This window comes from Curtobacterium sp. NPDC087080 (assembly GCF_044745105.1).
Classification (GTDB): Bacteria; Actinomycetota; Actinomycetes; order Actinomycetales; family Microbacteriaceae; genus Curtobacterium.
Map to the genome: position 1 here is coordinate 49348 of NZ_JBIUZP010000001.1, position 19667 is coordinate 69014.

General features: G+C 72.4%; 19 protein-coding genes. 17 read left to right on the plus strand and 2 right to left on the minus strand.

The annotated features are described in order from the left end of the window. Positions 1 to 131 precede the first annotated feature (131 nt). The 5 genes from ACIPEQ_RS00255 (at position 132) to ACIPEQ_RS00275 (ending at position 4768) form a co-directional block, all read left to right on the plus strand. Positions 132 to 488, plus strand: coding sequence for an Lsr2 family protein (locus tag ACIPEQ_RS00255; protein WP_126892414.1), 357 nt, complete (start codon positions 132 to 134; stop codon positions 486 to 488). 154 nt (positions 489 to 642) lie between these two features. Beyond that, positions 643 to 996, plus strand: coding sequence for a YraN family protein (locus ACIPEQ_RS00260; RefSeq protein ID WP_209677435.1), 354 nt, complete (start codon positions 643 to 645; stop codon positions 994 to 996). Beyond that, positions 993 to 2513 carry a YifB family Mg chelatase-like AAA ATPase gene (locus ACIPEQ_RS00265; protein WP_402713346.1) on the plus strand — a complete coding sequence of 507 codons (1521 nt, stop codon included), beginning with the start codon at positions 993 to 995 and terminating at the stop codon, positions 2511 to 2513. Before ACIPEQ_RS00260 ends, ACIPEQ_RS00265 begins: the two co-directional genes overlap by 4 nt. Beyond that, positions 2510 to 3766: a DNA-processing protein DprA gene (gene dprA / locus ACIPEQ_RS00270; RefSeq protein ID WP_402713348.1), complete on the plus strand. Its 1257-nt coding sequence runs from the start codon at positions 2510 to 2512 to the stop codon at positions 3764 to 3766. The genes ACIPEQ_RS00265 and dprA overlap by 4 nt, the downstream gene beginning before the upstream one ends. Before the next feature lie 27 nt (positions 3767 to 3793). Beyond that, positions 3794 to 4768 (plus strand): tyrosine recombinase XerC, encoded by a 975-nt coding sequence (locus tag ACIPEQ_RS00275; RefSeq protein ID WP_250368495.1) that lies wholly within the window; start codon positions 3794 to 3796, stop codon positions 4766 to 4768. A 100-nt stretch (positions 4769 to 4868) separates the two neighbouring features. On the opposite strand, the gene ACIPEQ_RS00280 is transcribed toward ACIPEQ_RS00275, so the two are convergent. Continuing rightward, complete coding sequence (locus ACIPEQ_RS00280; RefSeq protein ID WP_402713351.1) at positions 4869 to 5462, minus strand: M23 family metallopeptidase; 594 nt, start codon at positions 5460 to 5462, stop codon at positions 4869 to 4871. A 362-nt stretch (positions 5463 to 5824) separates the two neighbouring features. Here ACIPEQ_RS00280 and ACIPEQ_RS00285 point away from each other — a divergent pair, with 362 nt between their 5' ends. The 10 genes from ACIPEQ_RS00285 to ACIPEQ_RS00330 all read left to right on the plus strand — a co-directional run bounded on the left by ACIPEQ_RS00285 (position 5825) and on the right by ACIPEQ_RS00330 (position 14615). After that, complete coding sequence (locus ACIPEQ_RS00285) at positions 5825 to 7264, plus strand: sugar porter family MFS transporter (protein WP_209677432.1); 1440 nt, start codon at positions 5825 to 5827, stop codon at positions 7262 to 7264. A gap of 342 nt (positions 7265 to 7606) precedes the next feature. Continuing rightward, positions 7607 to 8515, plus strand: a complete 909-nt coding sequence (gene rpsB / locus ACIPEQ_RS00290; protein WP_126892277.1) for a 30S ribosomal protein S2 — start codon at positions 7607 to 7609, stop codon at positions 8513 to 8515. Between the two features lie 80 nt (positions 8516 to 8595). Beyond that, complete coding sequence (gene tsf, locus ACIPEQ_RS00295; protein WP_402713352.1) at positions 8596 to 9423, plus strand: translation elongation factor Ts; 828 nt, start codon at positions 8596 to 8598, stop codon at positions 9421 to 9423. Positions 9424 to 9578: 155 nt separating this feature from the next. After that, positions 9579 to 10298, plus strand: a complete 720-nt coding sequence (gene pyrH / locus ACIPEQ_RS00300; protein WP_058729969.1) for a UMP kinase — start codon at positions 9579 to 9581, stop codon at positions 10296 to 10298. A 45-nt stretch (positions 10299 to 10343) separates the two neighbouring features. After that, positions 10344 to 10898, plus strand: coding sequence for a ribosome recycling factor (gene frr / locus ACIPEQ_RS00305; RefSeq protein ID WP_058750599.1), 555 nt, complete (start codon positions 10344 to 10346; stop codon positions 10896 to 10898). Next, a complete protein-coding gene (locus ACIPEQ_RS00310) occupies positions 10898 to 11908 on the plus strand; it encodes a phosphatidate cytidylyltransferase (protein ID WP_402713354.1) in 1011 nt (336 codons plus the stop codon). The genes frr and ACIPEQ_RS00310 overlap by 1 nt, the downstream gene beginning before the upstream one ends. A gap of 72 nt (positions 11909 to 11980) precedes the next feature. Further along, positions 11981 to 12529: a DivIVA domain-containing protein gene (locus ACIPEQ_RS00315; protein WP_402713356.1), complete on the plus strand. Its 549-nt coding sequence runs from the start codon at positions 11981 to 11983 to the stop codon at positions 12527 to 12529. A gap of 60 nt (positions 12530 to 12589) precedes the next feature. Further along, the gene (locus ACIPEQ_RS00320; protein ID WP_402713358.1) at positions 12590 to 13570 is read left to right on the plus strand and encodes a transglycosylase SLT domain-containing protein; all 981 of its coding nucleotides are present in this window, start codon (positions 12590 to 12592) and stop codon (positions 13568 to 13570) included. Positions 13571 to 13584: 14 nt separating this feature from the next. Further along, on the plus strand, positions 13585 to 13890 hold the full coding sequence (locus tag ACIPEQ_RS00325; RefSeq protein WP_374109388.1) for a hypothetical protein: 306 nt from the start codon (positions 13585 to 13587) through the stop codon (positions 13888 to 13890). Further along, entirely contained in the window at positions 13887 to 14615 is a 729-nt protein-coding gene (locus tag ACIPEQ_RS00330) for an alpha/beta hydrolase (protein WP_402713359.1), read from the plus strand. The genes ACIPEQ_RS00325 and ACIPEQ_RS00330 overlap by 4 nt, the downstream gene beginning before the upstream one ends. A gap of 173 nt (positions 14616 to 14788) precedes the next feature. On the opposite strand, the gene ACIPEQ_RS00335 is transcribed toward ACIPEQ_RS00330, so the two are convergent. After that, complete coding sequence (locus tag ACIPEQ_RS00335) at positions 14789 to 16630, minus strand: hypothetical protein (protein WP_402713361.1); 1842 nt, start codon at positions 16628 to 16630, stop codon at positions 14789 to 14791. Between the two features lie 184 nt (positions 16631 to 16814). Here ACIPEQ_RS00335 and ACIPEQ_RS00340 point away from each other — a divergent pair, with 184 nt between their 5' ends. Both ACIPEQ_RS00340 and ACIPEQ_RS00345 read left to right on the plus strand, forming a co-directional pair. Next, positions 16815 to 18554: a hypothetical protein gene (locus ACIPEQ_RS00340; RefSeq protein ID WP_402713363.1), complete on the plus strand. Its 1740-nt coding sequence runs from the start codon at positions 16815 to 16817 to the stop codon at positions 18552 to 18554. Further along, positions 18551 to 19573, plus strand: a complete 1023-nt coding sequence (locus ACIPEQ_RS00345; protein ID WP_402713365.1) for a tetratricopeptide repeat protein — start codon at positions 18551 to 18553, stop codon at positions 19571 to 19573. Before ACIPEQ_RS00340 ends, ACIPEQ_RS00345 begins: the two co-directional genes overlap by 4 nt. The last annotated feature ends 94 nt before the right edge of the window (positions 19574 to 19667 follow it).

A 19667-nucleotide genomic window follows, 5' to 3' on the forward strand; every position in this document is an offset into this window, starting at 1 on the left:
AGTTTCTTCGGAATTGCGACTCGGGTGCCTTTCCGAACACATTCCTGCAATTGTCGCGCTACGGTGGTGGAGAAGCTTTCCCCGTGACTCGTCGTCGCGGGGGCCACAATCCCCCTGAACAGGAGCACGACATGGCACAGAAGGTCACCGTCCAGCTCGTCGACGACCTCGACGACTCGCCCATCGCAGCCGGAGAAGGCCGCACCGTCGAGTTCGCGTTCGACGGTTCGAACTACGAGATCGACCTGTCGGACGACAACGTCGACAAGTTCCGCGAAGCGATCTCCGACTACGTCGCGGCGGCGCGGAAGGTCTCCGGTCGTCGTTCCGGTAGCAGCAACGGTTCTGCACCGAAGTCCGCGCCGAAGCGTGGGAACTCCGAGGAACTCGCGAAGATCCGCGAATGGGCCAAGGAGAACGGTTACGAGGTCTCGAGCCGCGGCCGTATCTCGACCCAGGTGCAGGAAGCGTACGCAGCCGCGCACTGACGCACGACCGCACGAGACCCCGGATGCCCTGACAGCGTCCGGGGTCTCGTCATTCCTGCACAGCATTCCCTGCACAAGTGCTCGTCCACAGTTCTGGTGTGCGGCCGATGGCGCGGGGACGCATTGCCGCATCGTCGTCGGTGGAGGCGACGACATGGAACGACGAACACTCGGTGCGTACGGCGAGGACCGCGCGGTGGAATGGCTCACGGCGCGCGGGTACCGGTTGGTGGAGCGGAACTGGCGGTGCGCCCGGGGCGAGGTCGACGTCGTCGCCTGGCACGGGCGGACCCTGGTCTTCGTCGAGGTCAAGACGCGAGCGGGCACGGCTACGGGGCACCCCTTCGAGGCGATCACCGCGGGGAAGACCGCGCGGCTCCGACGGCTGGTGCCGATGTGGTTCGCCGCGCACCCGGACACGCACGCCCCCGCCGTCCGACTCGACGCGGTGGCGGTGCACGTCGCCGGGGACGTGTTCGGGATCGAGCACCTGGAGGGGATCCTGTGACCGGCATCGGCCGGTCCGCGGCGGTCGCCCTGCTCGGTGTCACCGGGCGACGGATCGAGGTCGAGGCGCACCTGACGAGTCAGCTGCCCGCGTTCAGCATCATCGGGCTGCCGGACACCTCGTTGGGCGAGGCCCGGGAGCGGGTGCGGGCAGCAGCGGCGAACGCCGGTGCGCCCCTCCCGGCCCGACGGATCACGGTGAACCTGACGCCGGCGGCGATCCCGAAGCGCGGGTCGGGGTTCGACCTCGCGATCGCGATGGCCGTGCTCGCCGGGGCCGAGGTCGCACCCCGCGTCAGCGAACGGGTCGTGTACATCGGGGAACTGGGGCTCGACGGCCGGGTCCGACCCGTCCCCGGGGTGGTCCCGATGCTGCTCGCGGCACGGGACGCCGGAGCCGAGCAGGTCGTGCTGCCCGCGGGCAACCTCGACGAGGCGCGGTTCGTGCGTGGCGTGGAGGTGCGTGCCGTGGATTCGCTCCGTGCCGCGGCGATCGACGCCGGGGCGCTCCTGCCGCCGGTCGAGGTCGATCCGGTCACCGCTCCGCCGGTGCTCCCGGAACGCTCGCCCGTCGCCGAACTGGCCGACGTCGTGGGCAACCCCACCGGCGTCCGGGCGGTCGTGGCGGCTGCCGCCGGGGGCCACCACGCCCTGCTCGTCGGACCGCCGGGTGCCGGCAAGACGATGCTCGCCGAACGGCTGCCCGGGCTGCTCCCGGACCTCGACGACGACGCGGCCCTCGAGGTCGCGGCCGTCCGGTCCGTCGCCGGGCACGGTGTCGCGTCGTGGACGACCAGGCCGCCGTGGGAGGCCCCGCACCACTCGGCGTCGGCGGTGTCCCTGATCGGTGGGGGCTCCGGGACGGTCCGGCCGGGAGCCGTGTCGCGTGCGACGCAGGGCGTCCTGTTCCTCGACGAGGCACCCGAGTTCCCGCGCGCGGTGCTGGACGCTCTGCGACAGCCGCTGGAGTCCGGTCGGATCACCGTCCACCGCGCCGCCGGGGCCGCCGAGTTCCCCGCACGCTGCCAGGTCGTGCTCGCGGCGAACCCGTGCCCGTGCGGCAACGCCGGATCGGTGCAGCAGCCGTGCGAGTGCCCGCCGGCGACCGTCCGTCGGTACCTCGGTCGCATGTCCGGGCCGCTGCTCGACCGCATGGACATCCGGGTGCGCGTCCCGCGGGTGACGACCGGGCTGATCCGCGGTGAGGACGGGACGACCCCCACCACGGCTGCGGCACGGGCGATGGTCGAAGCGGCACGCGGCGCGATGCGGACCCGGCTCGCCGGCACGGGGTGGACCCGGAACGCCGAGGTGTCCGGTGCCTGGCTCCGCGGCCCAGGGCGTCCGGAGCGGGGCGCCACGGAGCCACTCGACCGGGCGCTCGACCTCGGCACGCTGACGATGCGCGGCTGGGACCGGACCATGCGGCTCGCCTGGACCCTCGCCGACCTGCAGGGCGACGACCGTCCGGGTGCACGGCACGTGCGCGAGGCGCTCGCGCTGCGGAGTGCGCTGTGAACGAGGCGCAGGACCTGCTCGGCACGGTCGCGGCAGCCCTCGGTCCGGGCGGTGCCGACGCGGTCGACCCGGTCGAGGCAGCGGCACGGGTGGCGTGGTCGACCGTCGTCGAGCCCGGTGATGCCGTGGCCGGGCTGCTCGTGCAGGAGCTCGGAGCAGAGCGTTCGTTCGCGCTGGTGCGCGCTGCCGTCGACGACGGGCCGAGGAACCTGCTCGACGCGTGCGCCGATCGGCAGGTGCCCGGAGCGGAGTCCCCGGGGTCCTTCGCCGAGGCGCTGCAGGTCGCCCTCGAACGGTGGGGCCCGCGGCTCGGACGGGTCGACGTCCTCACGACGCTGGCCGCCGCGGGCGCGGTCGGCGCGCGACTCGTCGTCCCGGGCACGGCAGCGTGGCCGGTCGGCGTCGACGACCTGGGCCCGCACGCGCCCGTCGTGCTCTGGACCCGCTCGGGTCGGCGCGCCTCCGGGCCGGGCCTGGCCGTGGTCGGGTCGCGCGCGAACACCGCCGCCGGGGCGGAGGCGACGGCGGAGATCGCCTCGGTCGCTGCCGATGCGGGATGCACGGTGGTGAGCGGTGGCGCGTACGGCATCGACGCCACCGCCCACCGGGTCGCCGTCGCCGCAGGTACCCCGACGGTCGCGGTCCTGGCGGGCGGGATCGACCAGCTCTACCCGACGGGCAACGTCGAGCTGCTCCGGAACGTGGCTCGGCAGGGGACGCTGCTGGCGGAGTCACCGCCGGGAACCCGACCGACGCGCTGGCGGTTCCTTGCACGCAACCGGCTGATCGCGGCGATCAGCACAGCGACCGTCGTGGTCGAGGCCGGCGCCCGGTCCGGAGCCCTGAACACCGCGCACCACGCCGCGCAGCTCGGACGGCCCGTGTTCGCCGTCCCGGGTGCGTTCTCGTCGCCCGCATCGGTGGGGTGCCACCGGCTGGTCGCCGAAGGACGTGCGCAGATCGTCGTGGGTCCGGGCGATCCCGTCGACGCCGTCGTCGGTCCGCGCGGCCGGTCCGTCCGAGGCCGCTGGACACGTCGGGGCGGTGCGCCCCGGAGCGACGAGCCGCTCGGCGGTGGGCGGCAGGACCCCGAGGTGGTCCGGGTGCTCGACGCGCTGGGACGGCGCGCGCTCGGCGAGCAGGAGATCGCCGTCCGGTCGGGCATGTCGACCGGAGCGGTGGCGGACGCCCTCGCGCTGGCCGAGCTGCAGGGACTCGTCCGGCACACCGGCGGCGGGTGGGCCAGGTCGTGACGACGGTGGGCGCTTACCCTTGGGGCCGTGGCGGAGCAGACGGACGCGCGACTCGTGGCGGCGGTGGAGTCGTTCCTCGACCACGTCCGCAGTGCCCGTGGCCTCAGCGAGCAGACCGTCCGCGCGTACGCGAACGACCTCGACCAGCTGGTGGAGTTCGCCGCGCAGCGGGGGATCGGCACCACCACCGGCCTCGGGCTCGAGGCGCTCCGCGACTGGCTCTGGGACGCCGACCAGCGCGGACTGGCGCGGTCGACGATCGCGCGCCGGTCGTCCTCGGTCCGTGCCTTCACCCGGTGGGCGAGCGAGACCGGTGTGCTCGACACCGACCCGGCCGCTCGGCTCCGCGCGCCGAAGGGGTCCGCACACCTGCCTCGCGTCGTGTCGACGGACCAGGTCCGGTCGGTGCTCCACGGGCTCGCCGCCCGTGCCGGGACGGACGACCCGGGTGCACTCCGGGACCTGGCGGTCGTCGAACTGCTCTACGCCGCGGCGATCCGGGTGAGCGAGCTCGTCGGCATCGACGTCGAGGACGTCGACCGTTCCCGACTGACCGTCCGCGTGCTCGGCAAGGGCGGGAAGGAGCGCGTGGTGCCGTTCGGTGTCCCCGCCAGGGACGCGCTCGACGCATGGCTCGAACGGGGGCGTCCGGTCCTGGCCGCCCGGGCTGCGGCGCAGACGCCGGACCGGTCCCCGGGGCAGGTGCGGGCGCAGCGCTCCGGAGGCGACGCGCTGTTCCTCGGCGACCGGGGCGGCCGGCTCGGGGTCCGGAGCGTGTACCGGGTCGTCGCGCGGGCCCTCGAGGACCTGCCCGGTGCCGGGCCGAGCGGGCCGCACACGTTCCGGCACACGGCGGCCACGCACCTGCTCGACGGGGGAGCGGACCTCCGGGCCGTGCAGGAGCTCCTCGGGCACGCGAGCCTCGGCACGACGCAGATCTACACGCACGTGTCGTCCGCACGCCTCCGCGAGGTCTACCGGACGGCGCACCCCCGCGCCTGACCCCGGACGCCGGGCGAGACCCGGTGAGGCGAGGGAGGCCGGGACGCAGCCCGGCCAGGCGGGGGTCCCGATACCGTCCCGCCGCACCGCCTGCGTCACGTCACCCCGGCCACGCCGACTCGGGGAGCAGCACGGGCCAGGCTGCCGGTGACAGGAACCCCAGCGGATCGACGTAGTGACCGTCGACCCGGGCACCGAGGTGCACGCACGGATCCGGGGCCGGGCAGTGCCCGACCGAGACGACACCGACCAGCGTCCCCTGCCGGACCGTGTCACCCGTCGTCACCGAGGGGTCGACGGAGTCCAGCGTGCTCACGAGGCCCTCCCCGTGGTCGATCGTCACGACGGCCCTGCCGGCGACCTGTCCGGCGAACGACACCGTCCCGTCCGCGACGGCCACGGCGGAGGCCCCGAGTGGGGACGCCAGGTCGATGCCGCGGTGACCGGCCGAGTAGTCGTCCGCGGGCGCCTCGAACGGTCGGACGACCTTGCGCGTGCCTGTCGGCCAGACCCACGGCGGCGGGGCCTCGTCCTCGCCCGCCACGATCGTCGCAGTCGACCGGCCTGCCTCGTCGGAGGTCGCCGGACGCCCCGGCAGACGCGGACCCACGAGCGCGACCACGAGCGCGACCGCGAGGACGAGGAGTCCGAACGGCCGCCCGGGCCGGGGGAGGAGGAACGGTGACCGTCTCATGTGACGAGGGTCGTCGAGCCGGACCGGGCCACCGGCGGCGGCGAGCCGACCTGGGGACGGTGCCCGCTGCCTCCAGGGCTGTGCAGGGACGGCGGCGGAGCAGCGCGTCAGGTGCCCGCTGCGACACGGCGGGTGTCGATCGACGCGCGCACCGTCGGAGAACCCGCGCGATCCACGACGAACCCAGAACCCGCACGTCCCACGGCCCCGCCGCGCCATCGCCGCACGTCGATGTGCCCCACGAGCCGCCAGCGAGTACAGTCGGGGCCGCTCCGGAACACGCAACGCCGCTCGGACGGCGAACCAGCCGACCGCCGGGGCACCGTGCGCCACCCAGCACGGCGGCAAGAACCTGGAGCACCGTGTCGAACACGTCCACCCAGCACGGCGAGGACCGTGCGTTCAAGGGGAAGGTCACCCTGTTCGCCATCGCGGCGGCAGTCGGCGGCTTCCTCTTCGGATTCGACTCCTCCGTCATCAACGGAGCCGTCGACGCGATCAAGGGCGAGTTCGGCCTGTCCGAGGCCGCGAGCGGCTTCGCGGTCGCCTCCGCGCTCATCGGCTGCGCGTTCGGCGCCTACTTCGCCGGCCGCCTGGCCGACCGCTGGGGCCGCACCCGCGTCATGTTCTGGGCAGCGGTGCTGTTCTTCGTCAGCTCGATCGGCTCGGCGTTCGCGTTCGCGACCTGGGACCTGGTCGTCTGGCGTCTCGTCGGCGGCCTCGGCATCGGGACCGCGTCGGTCATCGCCCCCGCGTACATCTCCGAGGTCTCCCCGAAGGCGATCCGCGGCCGTCTGGCGTCCTTCCAGCAGCTCGCCATCACGCTCGGCATCTTCGCCGCGCTGCTCTCCGACCAGATCTTCGCGGTGACCGCCGGCGGTGCCTCGGAGCAGGTCCTCGGCCTCGCCGCCTGGCGCTGGATGTTCCTCGTCGGCGTGGTCCCGTCGGTCGTGTACGGCGTGCTCGCGATCACGCTGCCGGAGTCCCCGCGCTTCCTGCTCTCGAAGGGCCGTGCCGACGACGCCCGCGAGGTCATGGGCAAGATCGTCCCGCGTGACACCGTGAACACGAGCCTGGAGGAGATCCAGGACGGCATCAAGAAGGAAGCCAACGAGAAGAAGGGCTCCATCCGGGGCAACCGCTTCGGCCTGCAGCCCATCGTCTGGGTCGGCATCATCCTCGCCGTGCTGCAGCAGTTCGTCGGCATCAACGTGATCTTCTACTACTCGACCACCCTCTGGCAGGCGGTCGGGTTCAAGGAGGAGCAGTCGTTCCTCATCTCGACGATCACCTCCGTCGTGAACGTCGCCGTCACCTTCATCGCGATCTTCACGGTCGACAAGCTCGGCCGGAAGCCGCTGCTCATCGCCGGTTCCTCCGGGATGTTCGTGTCGCTCACGATGGTCGCCATCGCCTTCTCCCAGGCCACGATCGTCGACGGCGAGCCGAAGCTGCCGGGCGCCTGGGGCCTCATCGCGCTCGTCTTCGCCAACCTCTTCGTCGTCTCGTTCGGCGCGACCTGGGGTCCGCTCATGTGGGTGCTGCTCGGCGAGATGTTCCCGAACCGCATCCGCGCGACCGCGCTGGGTGTCGGCTCGGCGGCCAACTGGATCGCGAACTTCCTCGTCACGATCTCCTTCCCGGTGCTGTCCGGCTTCAACCTGACGGTCACCTACGGCATCTACGCGCTGTTCGCCCTGCTGTCCCTGTTCTTCGTCATCACGAAGATCCCCGAGACGAAGGGTCGCTCCCTCGAGGAGATGGGCATCTCGGCCGAGGGCGACACGGTCTCGGCGAAGTAGCGTCCACCGGCGTCACCACCCGACGGGAGGCGCGGTGCGGGTCGGTCCCGCACCGCGCCTCCCGTGCGTCCACGGTCAGCAATCCAGCCCGCGTCGGGCAGGTCGCCGGGACCTGCTAGCATTGCCACCGCAGCGCGCTCCAGCGCGCTGACTTCGCGCGTCCACCGTGCCTGCAACGACACTGCTCGTTCAACGGCACGTCCCGCGGCCACCGGTCCTGCTCTCGCGAGCGGGCGGCCGTGCGGACAGGGCGCCAGGGGCCACGACCACCGGTCGTGACCGACACAACCGCAACCGTGCGCACGGCCCAACAGTCGTGCGCCGAGAACAAGGAGGGACGGCATGGCCGTCGTCACCATCCGCCAGCTGCTCGACAGCGGCGTCCACTTCGGACACCAGACCCGTCGGTGGAACCCGAAGGTGAAGCGCTTCATCCTCGCCGAGCGCTCGGGCATCCACATCATCGACCTGCAGCAGTCGCTGGCCTACATCGACCGCGCGTACGACTTCGTCAAGGAGACGGTCGCGCACGGTGGCACGATCCTCTTCGTGGGCACCAAGAAGCAGGCGCAGGGCTCCATCGCCGAGCAGGCGACCCGCGTCGGCCAGCCGTACGTCAACCAGCGTTGGCTCGGCGGTCTGCTCACGAACTTCCAGACGGTCTCCAAGCGCCTCGCGCGCATGAAGGAGCTCGAGGAGATCGACTTCGACGACACGACGAAGGGCTTCACCAAGAAGGAGCTCCTCATCAAGAAGCGCGAGCTGGACAAGCTCCACAAGACCCTCGGCGGTATCCGCAACCTCACGCGGACCCCGAGCGCGCTCTGGGTCGTCGACACCAAGAAGGAGCACCTCGCGATCGACGAGGCGCAGAAGCTCGGGATCCCGGTCATCGGCATCCTCGACACCAACTGCGACCCCGACGAGATCACCTACCCGATCCCGGGCAACGACGACGCGATCCGCTCCGTCGGTCTCCTGACCCGCATCGTCGCCGACGCCGCGGCCGAGGGCCTCAAGACCCGCCACAACGGTGGCGACGAGGAGACCGCCGAGCCGCTGGCCGAGTGGGAGCAGGAGCTCCTCTCCGGTGAGCAGGGTGGCGAGCAGGCTGCTCCGGCAGCCGAGGCCGCTCCCGCAGCCGAGACCCCCGTCGAGGAGAACGACGCCGACGCGCAGGTCGCCGCGAAGGAGATCGGCGAGCCGATCGCCGACGAGGCCAAGAACGCCGAAGCCACCTCGGCCGAGTAGTCACCGGGGGCGTCGGGCCGCTCGGCTCGGCGCCCCTTCCTTCTCTCCCCACAACCACAGTCCAGAAAGGACTCCAGTCAATGGCCAACTACAGCCTTGCTGACGTGAAGAAGCTCCGTGAGGACCTCGGGGCCGGCATGATGGACGCGAAGAACGCGCTCGTCGAGGCCGACGGCGACTACGACAAGGCCGTCGAGCTGCTCCGCATCAAGGGCGCGAAGGCCGTCGCCAAGCGCGACGACCGCGCGACCTCCGAGGGTGTCGTCGTCGCGACGACCGAGGGTGGCGCCGCCACCGTCGTCGAGCTCGCGAGCGAGACCGACTTCGTCGCGAAGAACGAGAAGTTCACCACCCTCGCCGACAAGGTCGTCGCCGCGGTCGCCGCCGCCCGTGCGTCCGACGTCGAGGCCGGCAACGCCGCGCCGCTCGACGGCAAGACGGTCGCCGAGACGATCGACGAGGCCGCCGCCGCGCTGGGCGAGAAGCTCGCGCTGCGCACGGTCGTCCGTGTCGAGGGCGACGCCTTCGAGGTCTACCTGCACAAGACCAGCCAGGACCTGCCGCCGCAGATCGCCGTCGTCATCGCGTACGCGGGCTCCGACGCCGCCGAGGCGCGCTCGATCGCCCAGCACGTCGCGTTCGCGAACCCGACGTACCTGACCCGCGACGAGATCCCGGCCGAGGCCATCGAGAAGGAGCGCGCGACCGTCGAGGCGATCACGCGCGAGGAGGGCAAGCCGGAGGCCGCCCTGCCGAAGATCGTCGAGGGTCGCCTCAACGCGTACCGCAAGCAGGTCGCGCTCCTCGAGCAGGACTACGCGAAGGACAATAAGCTGTCCGTCGCGAAGGCCGCCGAGAACGCCGGTCTGACGATCCAGGGCTTCGCCCGCGTCAAGGTCGGCGCGTAACGAACCCGTGACGGGGCTCGGAACCACATCGGTTCCGGGCCCCGTTTTCTGCGCGCTGCGACACGCGCGGACCCGGCCTGGAGGCACGGCCTCCTCCGCCGGACCGGCTGCGGCCGGGTAGATTCCCACGAGACATTCGACGAAGGGTGCGCCACATGACGAACGAGAAGACCGGACGCCGCCGGGTCCTGCTGAAGCTGTCGGGGGAGGCGTTCGGGGCCGGGTCCCTCGGGGTGAACCCGGACGTCATCAGCACCATCGCCAAGGAGATCGCGCAGGCCGCGCAGGACGTCGAGGTGGCCATCGTGGTCGGCGGCGGCAACTTCTTCCGCGGCGCCGAGCTCTCGCAGCGCGGCATGGACCGCGGGCGTGCCGACTACATGGGCATGCTCGGGACCGTGATGAACGCGCTCGCGCTCCAGGACTTCCTCGAGCAGGCCGGTGCGGCGACTCGGGTGCAGTCGGCGATCAGCATGACCCAGGTCGCGGAGCCGTACATCCCGCGGCGCGCCGAGCGGCACCTCGAGAAGGGGCGCATCGTGATCTTCGGTGCCGGTGCGGGGCTGCCGTACTTCTCGACGGACACCGTCGCGGCGCAGCGGGCGCTCGAGATCGACGCACACGAGGTCCTGGTCGCCAAGAACGGTGTCGACGGCGTGTACACCGCCGACCCGAAGAAGGACGCCACGGCCGAGAAGCTGCACCACGTCACGTACCAGGACGCCCTGCTGCAGGGTCTCAAGGTCGTCGACGCCACCGCGTTCTCGCTCTGCATGGACAACGGCATGCCGATGCACGTGTTCGGCATGGAGGGCGAGGGCAACGTCGCGGCCGCGATCCGCGGGGAGCGGATCGGCACGGTCGTCAGCAACTGACCCGCACGCTGACTAGACTCGACGCAGTACCGAAGGAGAACCACCGTGATCAGTGATGTCCTGACCGAAGCCACCGAGAAGATGGCGAAGGCCGTCGACGTCGCCAAGGACGACTTCGCGACCGTCCGTACCGGACGCATCAACGCCGCCCTCTTCCAGAAGATCCCGGTCGACTACTACGGGACGCCGACCCCGCTCGCGCAGCTCGCGTCGCTCCAGACGCCCGAGGCCCGCACGCTCATCGTCACGCCGTACGACAAGTCGGCGCTCAAGGAGATCGAGCGCGCCATCGCGACGTTCCCGAACCTCGGCGCCAGCCCGTCGAACGACGGCGAGATCGTCCGCGTGACGATCCCCGAGCTCACGCAGGACCGCCGCAAGGAGTTCGTGAAGCTCGTCCGCGGCAAGGGTGAGGACCACAAGGTCGTCATCCGCAACATCCGCCGCCGCGCGAAGGACGACCTCGACGCGCTGAAGGGGGAGATCTCCGACGACGAGATCGCCCGCGGCGACAAGGACCTCGAGACCCTGACGAAGAAGCACGTCGACCAGATCGACGACGCGCTGAAGAAGAAGGAAGCCGAACTCCTCGAGGTCTGATGCGTCTCCCCGAGCCGGGCGGCGACCGCCCCACAGAACCGCGCCCGCCGGAACCGGTCCCGACTGCGAAGAAGGGGCTCCGACAGGACTTCGACGCCCGTGCCCGTGCGGCGCGCGCCGACTTCGAAGCGCAGCTCAAGCAGCGCAAGGCGGAGTTCGGTGCGCGCAACGAGGCCCTGACCGCTCGCACCGGTCGGAACCTGCCGGCCGCGATCGCCATCGCCCTGGCGTTCGCGGTCGTGATGCTCGGTTCGCTGCTCATCTGGAAGCCGGCCTTCATGGTCGTCGCGGCGTTCCTGCTCGGTGTCGGGGTGTACGAGCTCGCGAGTGCGATGCGCTTCGCTGGTCGCGACGTGCCCCGCGTGCCCAGTGTCCTGACGGCGGTCGCCATGGTCCCGGCGGCGTTCCTCGGCGGGCAGGTCGCGGCACTGTTCGCGATCATCGGCGGCATCGTCCTCATCGCGGTGTGGCGGCTCGTCGAGGTCAGGCTCACGCGTGAGAAGCCGCCGGCCGGGCACGTTGCCCGTGACCTGACCAACGGACTCTTCGTCCAGGCGTACATCACCCTGCTCGGCGCCTGCATCGTGCTGCTCTCGGCGCAGCCCCGCGGCGAGCTGTGGGTGATCGCGTTCATCCTCGTGGTGGTCGCCGTGGACACCGGGGCGTACGCCACCGGGTTGAACCTCGGCAAGCACCCGATGGCGCCGCGGATCAGCCCGAAGAAGACCTGGGAGGGCTTCGCCGGGTCCGTCGCGGCGAGCATCCTGGTCGGCATCGTCGTGACGTGGCTCATGCTCGGGCTGCCCTGGTGGACCGGCATCGTCCTCGGCGTGCTCATCTCGGGCTCGGCGACACTCGGGGACCTGACCGAGTCGATGATCAAGCGGGACCTCGGGATCAAGGACATCTCGTCCTTCCTGCCCGGGCACGGCGGGCTGCTCGACCGCATCGACAGCATCCTGCCGTCGGCCGCCGTGGCCTACGTGTTGTACCTGATCGTCAACCACTGACCTGAACGGCCGACGCCCCGGCGGGCCGCGCGTCCAGGCAGCGTCATGGTCCGGTGCTGGCAGAATGTCGCCGTGGCCACGACCTTCCCCTCCGCAGACCGCAAGTCCCTCGGGTACGACGTCGACGAGGTCGATCGGTTCCTCGAGGACGCCCGTCGTGCCTACACCGCGGGCGACACCGCACCGGGCATCGAGGCGGCGAAGATCCGCGCGACCGCGTTCTCGATGCGCAAGGGCGGGTACTCCACGGCGCACGTCGACGCAGCGCTCGAGCGGCTCGAGGACGCCTTCGCCGCACGGGAGCGGGAGCGCGAGATCGCCGACGTCGGCCAGAAGGCCTGGTACGCCGAGGCCCGCGCCAAGGCCTCGGACGTGGTCGCACGGCTCGAACGCCCGGCAGGGCAACGCTTCGCCCGCACCAGCCCGCTCGGCACCGGGTACCACCCGAAGGACGTCGACGCCTTCGCGGAGCGGCTCGCCGGCTACTTCCGTGACGGCAAGCCCCTGAGCCTCACCGAGGTCCGGTCGGTGGTGTTCCGTCCCAAGCACGGCGGCTACCGCGAAGCACAGGTGGACGCCGTCCTCGACGCCGTCGTCGAGGTCATGCTCGCCGTCCGCTGACGACGCGCGGGTCACGGGTGCTTCTCATCTCGTGACCGTTCCGTTATCCTGGTCCCACTCATGGGCAGGCACACGGCAGACTCCAGCTCCGACCGCGGTACCCGCGAGCACCTCGACCCTTCGGTCGTCGGTGAGCGCCGCGCGGCACGCGACCGACTCCGCACGACGGGGCACTCGGTCCTCCACGCGACCCCGCGGGTCGAGACAGCGTCGCTGCCGTCGACTGCGCTGGGCGCACCCGTCACGGGCCCGACCCCCGTGGCGACGGCCGCGTCACCGACGACCGGTCCGGTGCTCGTGCGTGGCCCGATCGCGCCGACCGGTGTCGCCGACCCGCGGATCGTGCAGCGCCGCCGTGCGGTCGCCGCACCGGCGAAGCCGAAGGCCGCCCGCACCCTCAACTCCTTCATGCGCCGGCGCGCGACGATCCCCACGCTCTCCTTCTTCGCCGTGTTCGGCTTCGTGGGTGGCTCCCTCTTCAACCCGATGCAGCCCGACGTGGCCCAGGCCGCCGTCGTGGCCCCCGTGCTCGTGAAGGCGCCGGTCGAGCCGCAGCAGTTCACGGCGCACGGCACCTACGCCGCGTTCGACGTGACGCGCGACGGCTACGGGGTCACGCTGCCGAAGCCCAAGGTCGTGGAGCAGCCGGCCGAGACCACCGACGACCAGGCCGGCTCCGCAGCGAAGAGCTCGGCCGTCACACCGTCGAACACCCTCGCCGCGACGGCCGCGACGCCGAACCCCGGCAGCGCGCAGGCCATCGCACAGCAGATGGTCGCCGCTCGTGGGTGGGGCAGCGACCAGTTCAACTGCCTCGTGTCGCTGTGGAACAAGGAGTCGGGCTGGCGCGTGAACGCGTACAACCCGAGCGGTGCCTACGGCATCCCGCAGGCGCTGCCGGGCAGCAAGATGGCCACGGCGGGCGCGGACTGGCAGACGAACCCCGCGACGCAGATCACCTGGGGTCTCAACTACATCTCCGGTGTCTACGGCACCCCGTGTGGCGCCTGGGGCCACAGCGTCTCCCACAACTGGTACTGATCGGCAGTTCCGGGGTGCCGCGCAGCAACCGGCCGCGGCGCCCTCGCGGCCGTGGTCCCGAGCCGACCGAGGACGAGACCGGCCTCGACCGTCTCATGAGCACGTGGAAGCGGACCGAGGTCCGTCGTGGTCGCACGTACACCGTGCAACCGGTGTCCGCAGCATCCGCGCAGAAGGAGTACGTCTGCCCGGGCTGCGGCCTCGCCGTGCTGCCCGGTGTGGCCCACGTCGTGGTCTGGCGGGCGGACGGTGTGCTCGGGGACGAAGCCGACCTGGCGTCGCGCCGCCACTGGCACCACCACTGCTGGAGCATCGCATGAGCACCGAGATCCGCTCGAACACCGAGCTGCTCGCCCGCCGCACCGACATCGAGCTGGTGACGGACGACCACCTCACCCTCGTCGGTGAGCTCGCCGAGCCGCTCGACCGGCCGGCGCGGGGCACCCTCGTGACGCTCCACCCGCTGCCGACCGCGCAGGGCTTCATGGACTCGCACGTGCTCAAGAAGGCCGCGGCACGACTGCCGGCCCTGGCGGACATCGCGGTGCTCCGGTTCAACTTCCGGTCCGTCACGTCGCCGCGGGGCACCTCCGAGGGCGTGTTCGGCGACGGCGAATCCGAGGGCTTCGACCTGCGGGCAGCCGTGCACGAGACCGTCGAGCGCGGGTTGCCGACGCCGTGGCTGCTGGGCTGGTCCTTCGGCACCGAGGTCGCGCTCAAGCACGGGCTCGAGCACGTGGCCGCCGGCACCGTCGCCGGCGTGGTCCTGCTGTCGCCTCCGCTGCACCGGACGACCGACGACGAACTGCGCCGCTGGGCGGACGTGGACGTGCCGGTGGTCGCGCTGGTGCCCGAGCACGACGACTTCCTGCAGCCGGACGAAGCCGCACGACGCTTCGCGATCGCGCCGAACGTGCGCGTCGTGCCCGTCGCGGGCGCGAAGCACCTGTGGGTGGGGGAGCGGTACGTCCGGACGGTGCTCGACGCCGTCGCGGACCTGGTGGTGCCCGGCAGCGCGCCGCTGCCCACGCACCTCGAGGACTGAGCAGCCGGCCGCCTCTGCGGGCGGCCGCCACTGCGGGCCGGCCAGTGCCGCCACGCATGCGCGCGGCGAGCGGACGGCCGGAGGTGACCGGCGGGCACCACGGGTGCCGCGGACGACGTGACCCGGCGTGGAGGCGCGGGGTGCGCCTCCAGGCCGGGTCACCGGTGCCGCCGTCAGCGGGCGGTCGTGTCCTCGTCGGCGTCGGCGTCGGACGGTCGGCCGTTCGCCGTGGGGTCGTCGAGCAGCCCGGTGGCGTGCGTGAGCACACCGCGCAGGTTCTCCAGGTAGCCGGCGACCGCGTCGCGCTCGGTGCGGATGGCGGCGAGCCGGTCCTCGGACTCGGCGATGGCCGCTGCCGACCGCTCCTCGGCCTCGGCGATCATGCGGTGGACACGCTCCTGCGCGTCGCTCACGATCGTGCGGGCGCGCTCCTGGGCCTGCGCGGTGCTCGTGCGCTCGAGGTCGTCGGCCTCCTGCCGCAGTCGCTCGGCGCGCTCCCGGGCCTCGGACGCCCGGCGGGTGGCCTCGGCGAGCTGCAGGTTCGCCTCGTCGAGGTACCGCTGCGTCTCGGTCACCGTCTCGCGGTGCTTCTGCAGGTAGTCCTGCTCGGCGTCGTCGCGCCGGGCGGCGAGCTCCGACTCGAGCGCGGCGCGCGCTTCGTCCTGTTCGCGGACGATCGCCGCACGGACCTCGTCGCGTTCCTTCGCGAGGTCGGCCCGGACCGTGGCGACCTCCTGCTGCAGCGCGGTGCGCTCCGCCTCGAGGTCGGAGAGCTCCGCCGTGCGACGGTCGGCGATCTCGGTGTCGACCTCGGCGTGCTCACGCTCGCGGCGTGCGGCGAGCTCGTCGGTGTGCTCCCGCACGGCACGCTCGGCCGCGGACTCGGCCTCGGCACGCTCGCGTTCGATCCGGGCGCGGTGGTCCTCGAGCTCCGCGGCGATCCGCGCTGCGGTCTCCTCGACCAGACGGGCGTTCTCGGCGCGGGTCTGTTCCTCGTCGACCCGGAGCTGGGCGCGGGCGGTCTCGAGCTCCTGGTCGAGCGCGGCGCGGGCCTCGGCGACCTCGCGCTCCCAGCGCGCGCGGGCGGCGCCGAGTTCGGCGTCGAGCTCGCGGCGGCGGTCGTCGGTCTCCGCCTCGAGCGCCGCGCGGCCACGCTCGACCTCGGACTCGAGCTCGGCCCGACCGGTCTCGAGCGCGAGCTCGTGGGCGCGTCGCTGTCCGTCGCGCTCGCGCTCCCAGGCCGCACGGGCCTCGGCGAGCTCGCGTTCGAGCGCGGCGCGACGCGTGGTCTCCTCGCGGTCCAGGTCCTCGGTGCGGCGAGCGTGCTCGGCCTCGAACACGCTGCGGCGGTGCTCGGTCTCGCGGTCCAGGTCGGTGGCGGCGCGACGGGCGTCCTCGGCGGCGCGCTGGGCGTCCTCGCGGAGCTCGGCCGCCTCGCGCTCGACCCGGGCCCGCAGCGCGTCGGTCTCGCGGATGGCGACGGACCGGACCTCGGCGGCCTCGGTGACGGCGGCGCCGCGGACGGCCGCTGCCTCGTTGCGGGCGTCCTGCGTGAGCAGGCCGGCCTCGGCGCGGGCGCGCTCGATCGTGTCGGACGACTCGGCACGGACGCGGGTCAGCTCGTCGGTCGCGCGGGACCGGGCGTCCTCGAGGGTCGCCGATGCCTCCTGTCGGGCTTCGCGCAGCAGCCGCTCGGCCTCGTTCCGGCTCGACGCGCGGAGACGCTGCGCGTCGATGTCCGCCTGGCTGATGAGCCGGGTGGACTGTTCCTCGGCCACGCGCAGGGTGGACTCGAGGCGGGTGCCGAGACCGCTGTAGGTCGGGGTGCCGGCCTCGTCGAGCTCACCCTGCAGGTCGGCGACCCGGGCCTGCAGGAGACGGATCTCCTTCGCGGCCTCGGCGCGGTCGGTGTTCGACTTGATGAGCTCCCGACGGAGCTCGTTCACCGAGCGGTCCACCTCGTCGCGGCGGTACCCGCGCAGCTCGGTCCCGAACTCGGCCTCGTCGTTCGCCACGTGTTGCTCCTGGGGGTCGGCGGAGGGCCAGCCCTTGGCCCGCGGACGAGTCTAGTGGCGGCCCGTCGGCCCGGACTGTGCCCGCGGACAGCGGTGGAGGATGCGACTTCCAGGGTGCCTCGCTATCCTGGAGCGCTGATTCGCGCGCCGATCCCCCACCCCCGGCGCGGTAGGGAGAAGATCCGTGCGATTCGTCCTGGCGATCGTCAGTTTCGTCATCGGTCTGCTGCTCGTCGGTCTCGCGGTCGGGCAGCGCACCGTCTTCGCGCCACCCTCGTCGCTCGTCGCACAGTCGTCGAGCTCGGCGTCGGCCCCGGTGACCGTGATCCCGGGTTCGACGCTCACCGCGAACCCCGGCTACCAGCGCATCAACGTCGCGGGCTCCGGCACCGTCTTCGCTGCCTACGGCAAGACCGCCGACGTCGACGCGTGGATCGGCGACGCGAAGCACACCACACTGCGCTTCGACGCCGAGCAGGACCGCCTGGTCGGCCGGACGACGGGTTCCGGTGACTCCGTGCCCGACCCGAAGGGCAGCGACCTCTGGTACCAGGAGTGGGACGGCGCGGGGCAGTTCACCGTCCGGCTGCCCGCCGACGTCTCCGTGGTGGTCCTCGCCGACGGGTCGTCCGCCGCACCGACCGACGTCTCCGTGACCTGGCCGCGGGACACCGCGACGCCGTCCGTCGGGCCGCTGCTCGTGGCCGGCGGGCTCTTCCTGGCCGGTGGCGTGGCGCTGCTCGTCTGGGCCTTCCTGCACCAGCGCCGTGGTCGCGGACCGCGTCGTCGGAGCGGAGGGACGCGACCGCCGCGGGTCCGGGCGTCGCGTCGTGCCGCCGCCGCAGGTGCGCAGGTGCCGGTGCGCGGTCGACGCGGCCGTCGCTCGTTGGTGGCCGTCCCGATCGTGCTCGTCGGTGCGCTCGGTCTGGCCGGGTGCTCGTCGGACTACTGGCCGCAGGGCGGGGGCTCCGGTGCCACGCCGACCCCCACCGCCTCGGCGACCGGGACCGCGGACGCGGACGAGCCGACCGCCGCGACCGAGCAGCAGATCCGCCGCATCGTCGAGCGGGTCGCCGACGTCGCCACGAAGGCCGACGCCGACCGGGACACGTCGCTGCTCGAGTCCCGCTTCACCGGGGCGGCGCTCGACTTCCGCAAGGCCAACTACGCGATCCGCGAGAAGGACGCCGACGTGGGCGCGCCGCCGGCGATCTCCGCGGGCCAGGTCTGCGTGGCGCTCCCGCAGCAGACCGACACCTGGCCGCGCACGATCTTCACCGTCGTGGCCGAGGACTGCTCCGCCAAGACCGCACCGCAGGCCCTCACCCTGGTGCAGGAGAGCGCCCGCGACGACTACAAGGTCGCCTACGACGTGTCGCTCGAGGCAGCGGCGGAGATCCCGAGCCTGGCCCCGACGTCGCTCGGTGCAGCACGGCTCGCCGGCGACACCAAGCTCCTGCGCATCGCTCCGGACGACATCGCCGCGGCCTACGGCGACGTCCTGGCGAAGGACTCCGAGAGTGGATCGGCCTCGCTCTTCGCCTCCGACGGGGACGGGCTCCGCTCGACCATCGGCAAGGCCTACAAGGACAAGAAGGCCGATTCGCTGCCGGACACCGCGAAGATCGAGTACTCGTCCGAGGTGCCCGACGCCAGCCCCGTCGCGATCGCGACGGACGGCGCGGGTGCGCTCGTGTCGGCGTCGCTCGACGAGGTCGAGAAGGTGACGCCGACCGCGGCGGGCGCCGAGGTGAACACCGAGGGGGCGGTCAAGGCCCTCTCCGGCGTCGACTCGAGCACGAAGGGGATCAGTGCGACGTACAGCGTCCAGCTGCTGTTCTCCGTGCCGCCGGTCGGCAGTGATGAGAAGGTGGTCCTGCTCGGGTTCACGCAGGGCCTGACCGCAGCGAGTGAGGTGCAATGACCAACGTCCCCCCAACCCCGTCCGGTCTCCGCGGAGCCGTCGACCTGTCGTCCCTCGTCGACCGTGCGCAGCGGCCGACGCAGCCCGGTGGTGCGCCCGCCGGGGCCCAGGGTGCTGCCGCCGCAGCCCCGGCTGCCGCCCAGGGCGGCGTCCCGGCCGGCGGCCCCGGTCCCGAGGGTGACCTGACCGTCCCGTCGCTCGTCATCGACGTCACCGACCAGACCTTCCAGGACGTCCTGCAGCTGTCGTCGGTCGTCCCGGTGATCGTCGACATCTGGGCCGAGTGGTGCGGGCCGTGCAAGCAGCTGTCGCCGATCCTCGAGCAGCTCACCGCGGAGTACGACGGCCGCGTCGTGCTCGCCAAGGTGGACGCGGACACGAACCCGCAGCTCGTGCAGGCGTTCCAGGCGCAGTCGATCCCGACCGTCGCAGCGGTCATCGGTGGGCGTCCGCTCGGCCTCTTCGTCGGCGCGCTGCCCGAGGCGCAGGTGCGTGACGTCTTCGAGCAGGTCGCCGCCGCCGCCGAGCAGAACGGCGTGACCGGCCGGGTCACGGTGGACGGTGTCGCCTCGGCGGAGCCCCAGGGCGAGCCCGAGCCGGAACCGCTGCCCCCGCACCACCAGGCCGCGTACGACGCGATCGAGCGCGGTGACTACGCCGCAGCCGTGCAGGAGTACAAGACCGCGATCGCGCAGGACCCGAACGACCAGATGGCCGTCGCCGGGCTCGCGCAGGTCTCCCTGCTGGACCGGCTGAACGGACGCACCGCCGACGAGCTGCGCAGCGCCGCGGCCGCCGCGCCGCAGGACGTCGAGGCGCAGATGGCCGTCGCCGACCTGGACGTCAGCGGCGGGCACGTCGAGGACGCCTTCGGTCGGCTGCTCGACCTGGTGCCGACGGTGTTCGGCGCGGAGCGCGAGGCACTGCGTGTCCGGCTCGTCGAGTACTTCGAACTCGTCGGGGTCGACGACCCTCGCGTGGTCGCAGCGCGGCGCCGGTTGGCGAGCGCGCTGTACTGACGTCGACGGCGACCGCCCGGAGCGGTACGAGACGCCGGTGTCACCGCGAGACGCCGCAGGAACCGCGAGACGCCCCCGGGAACGGGGGCGTTCC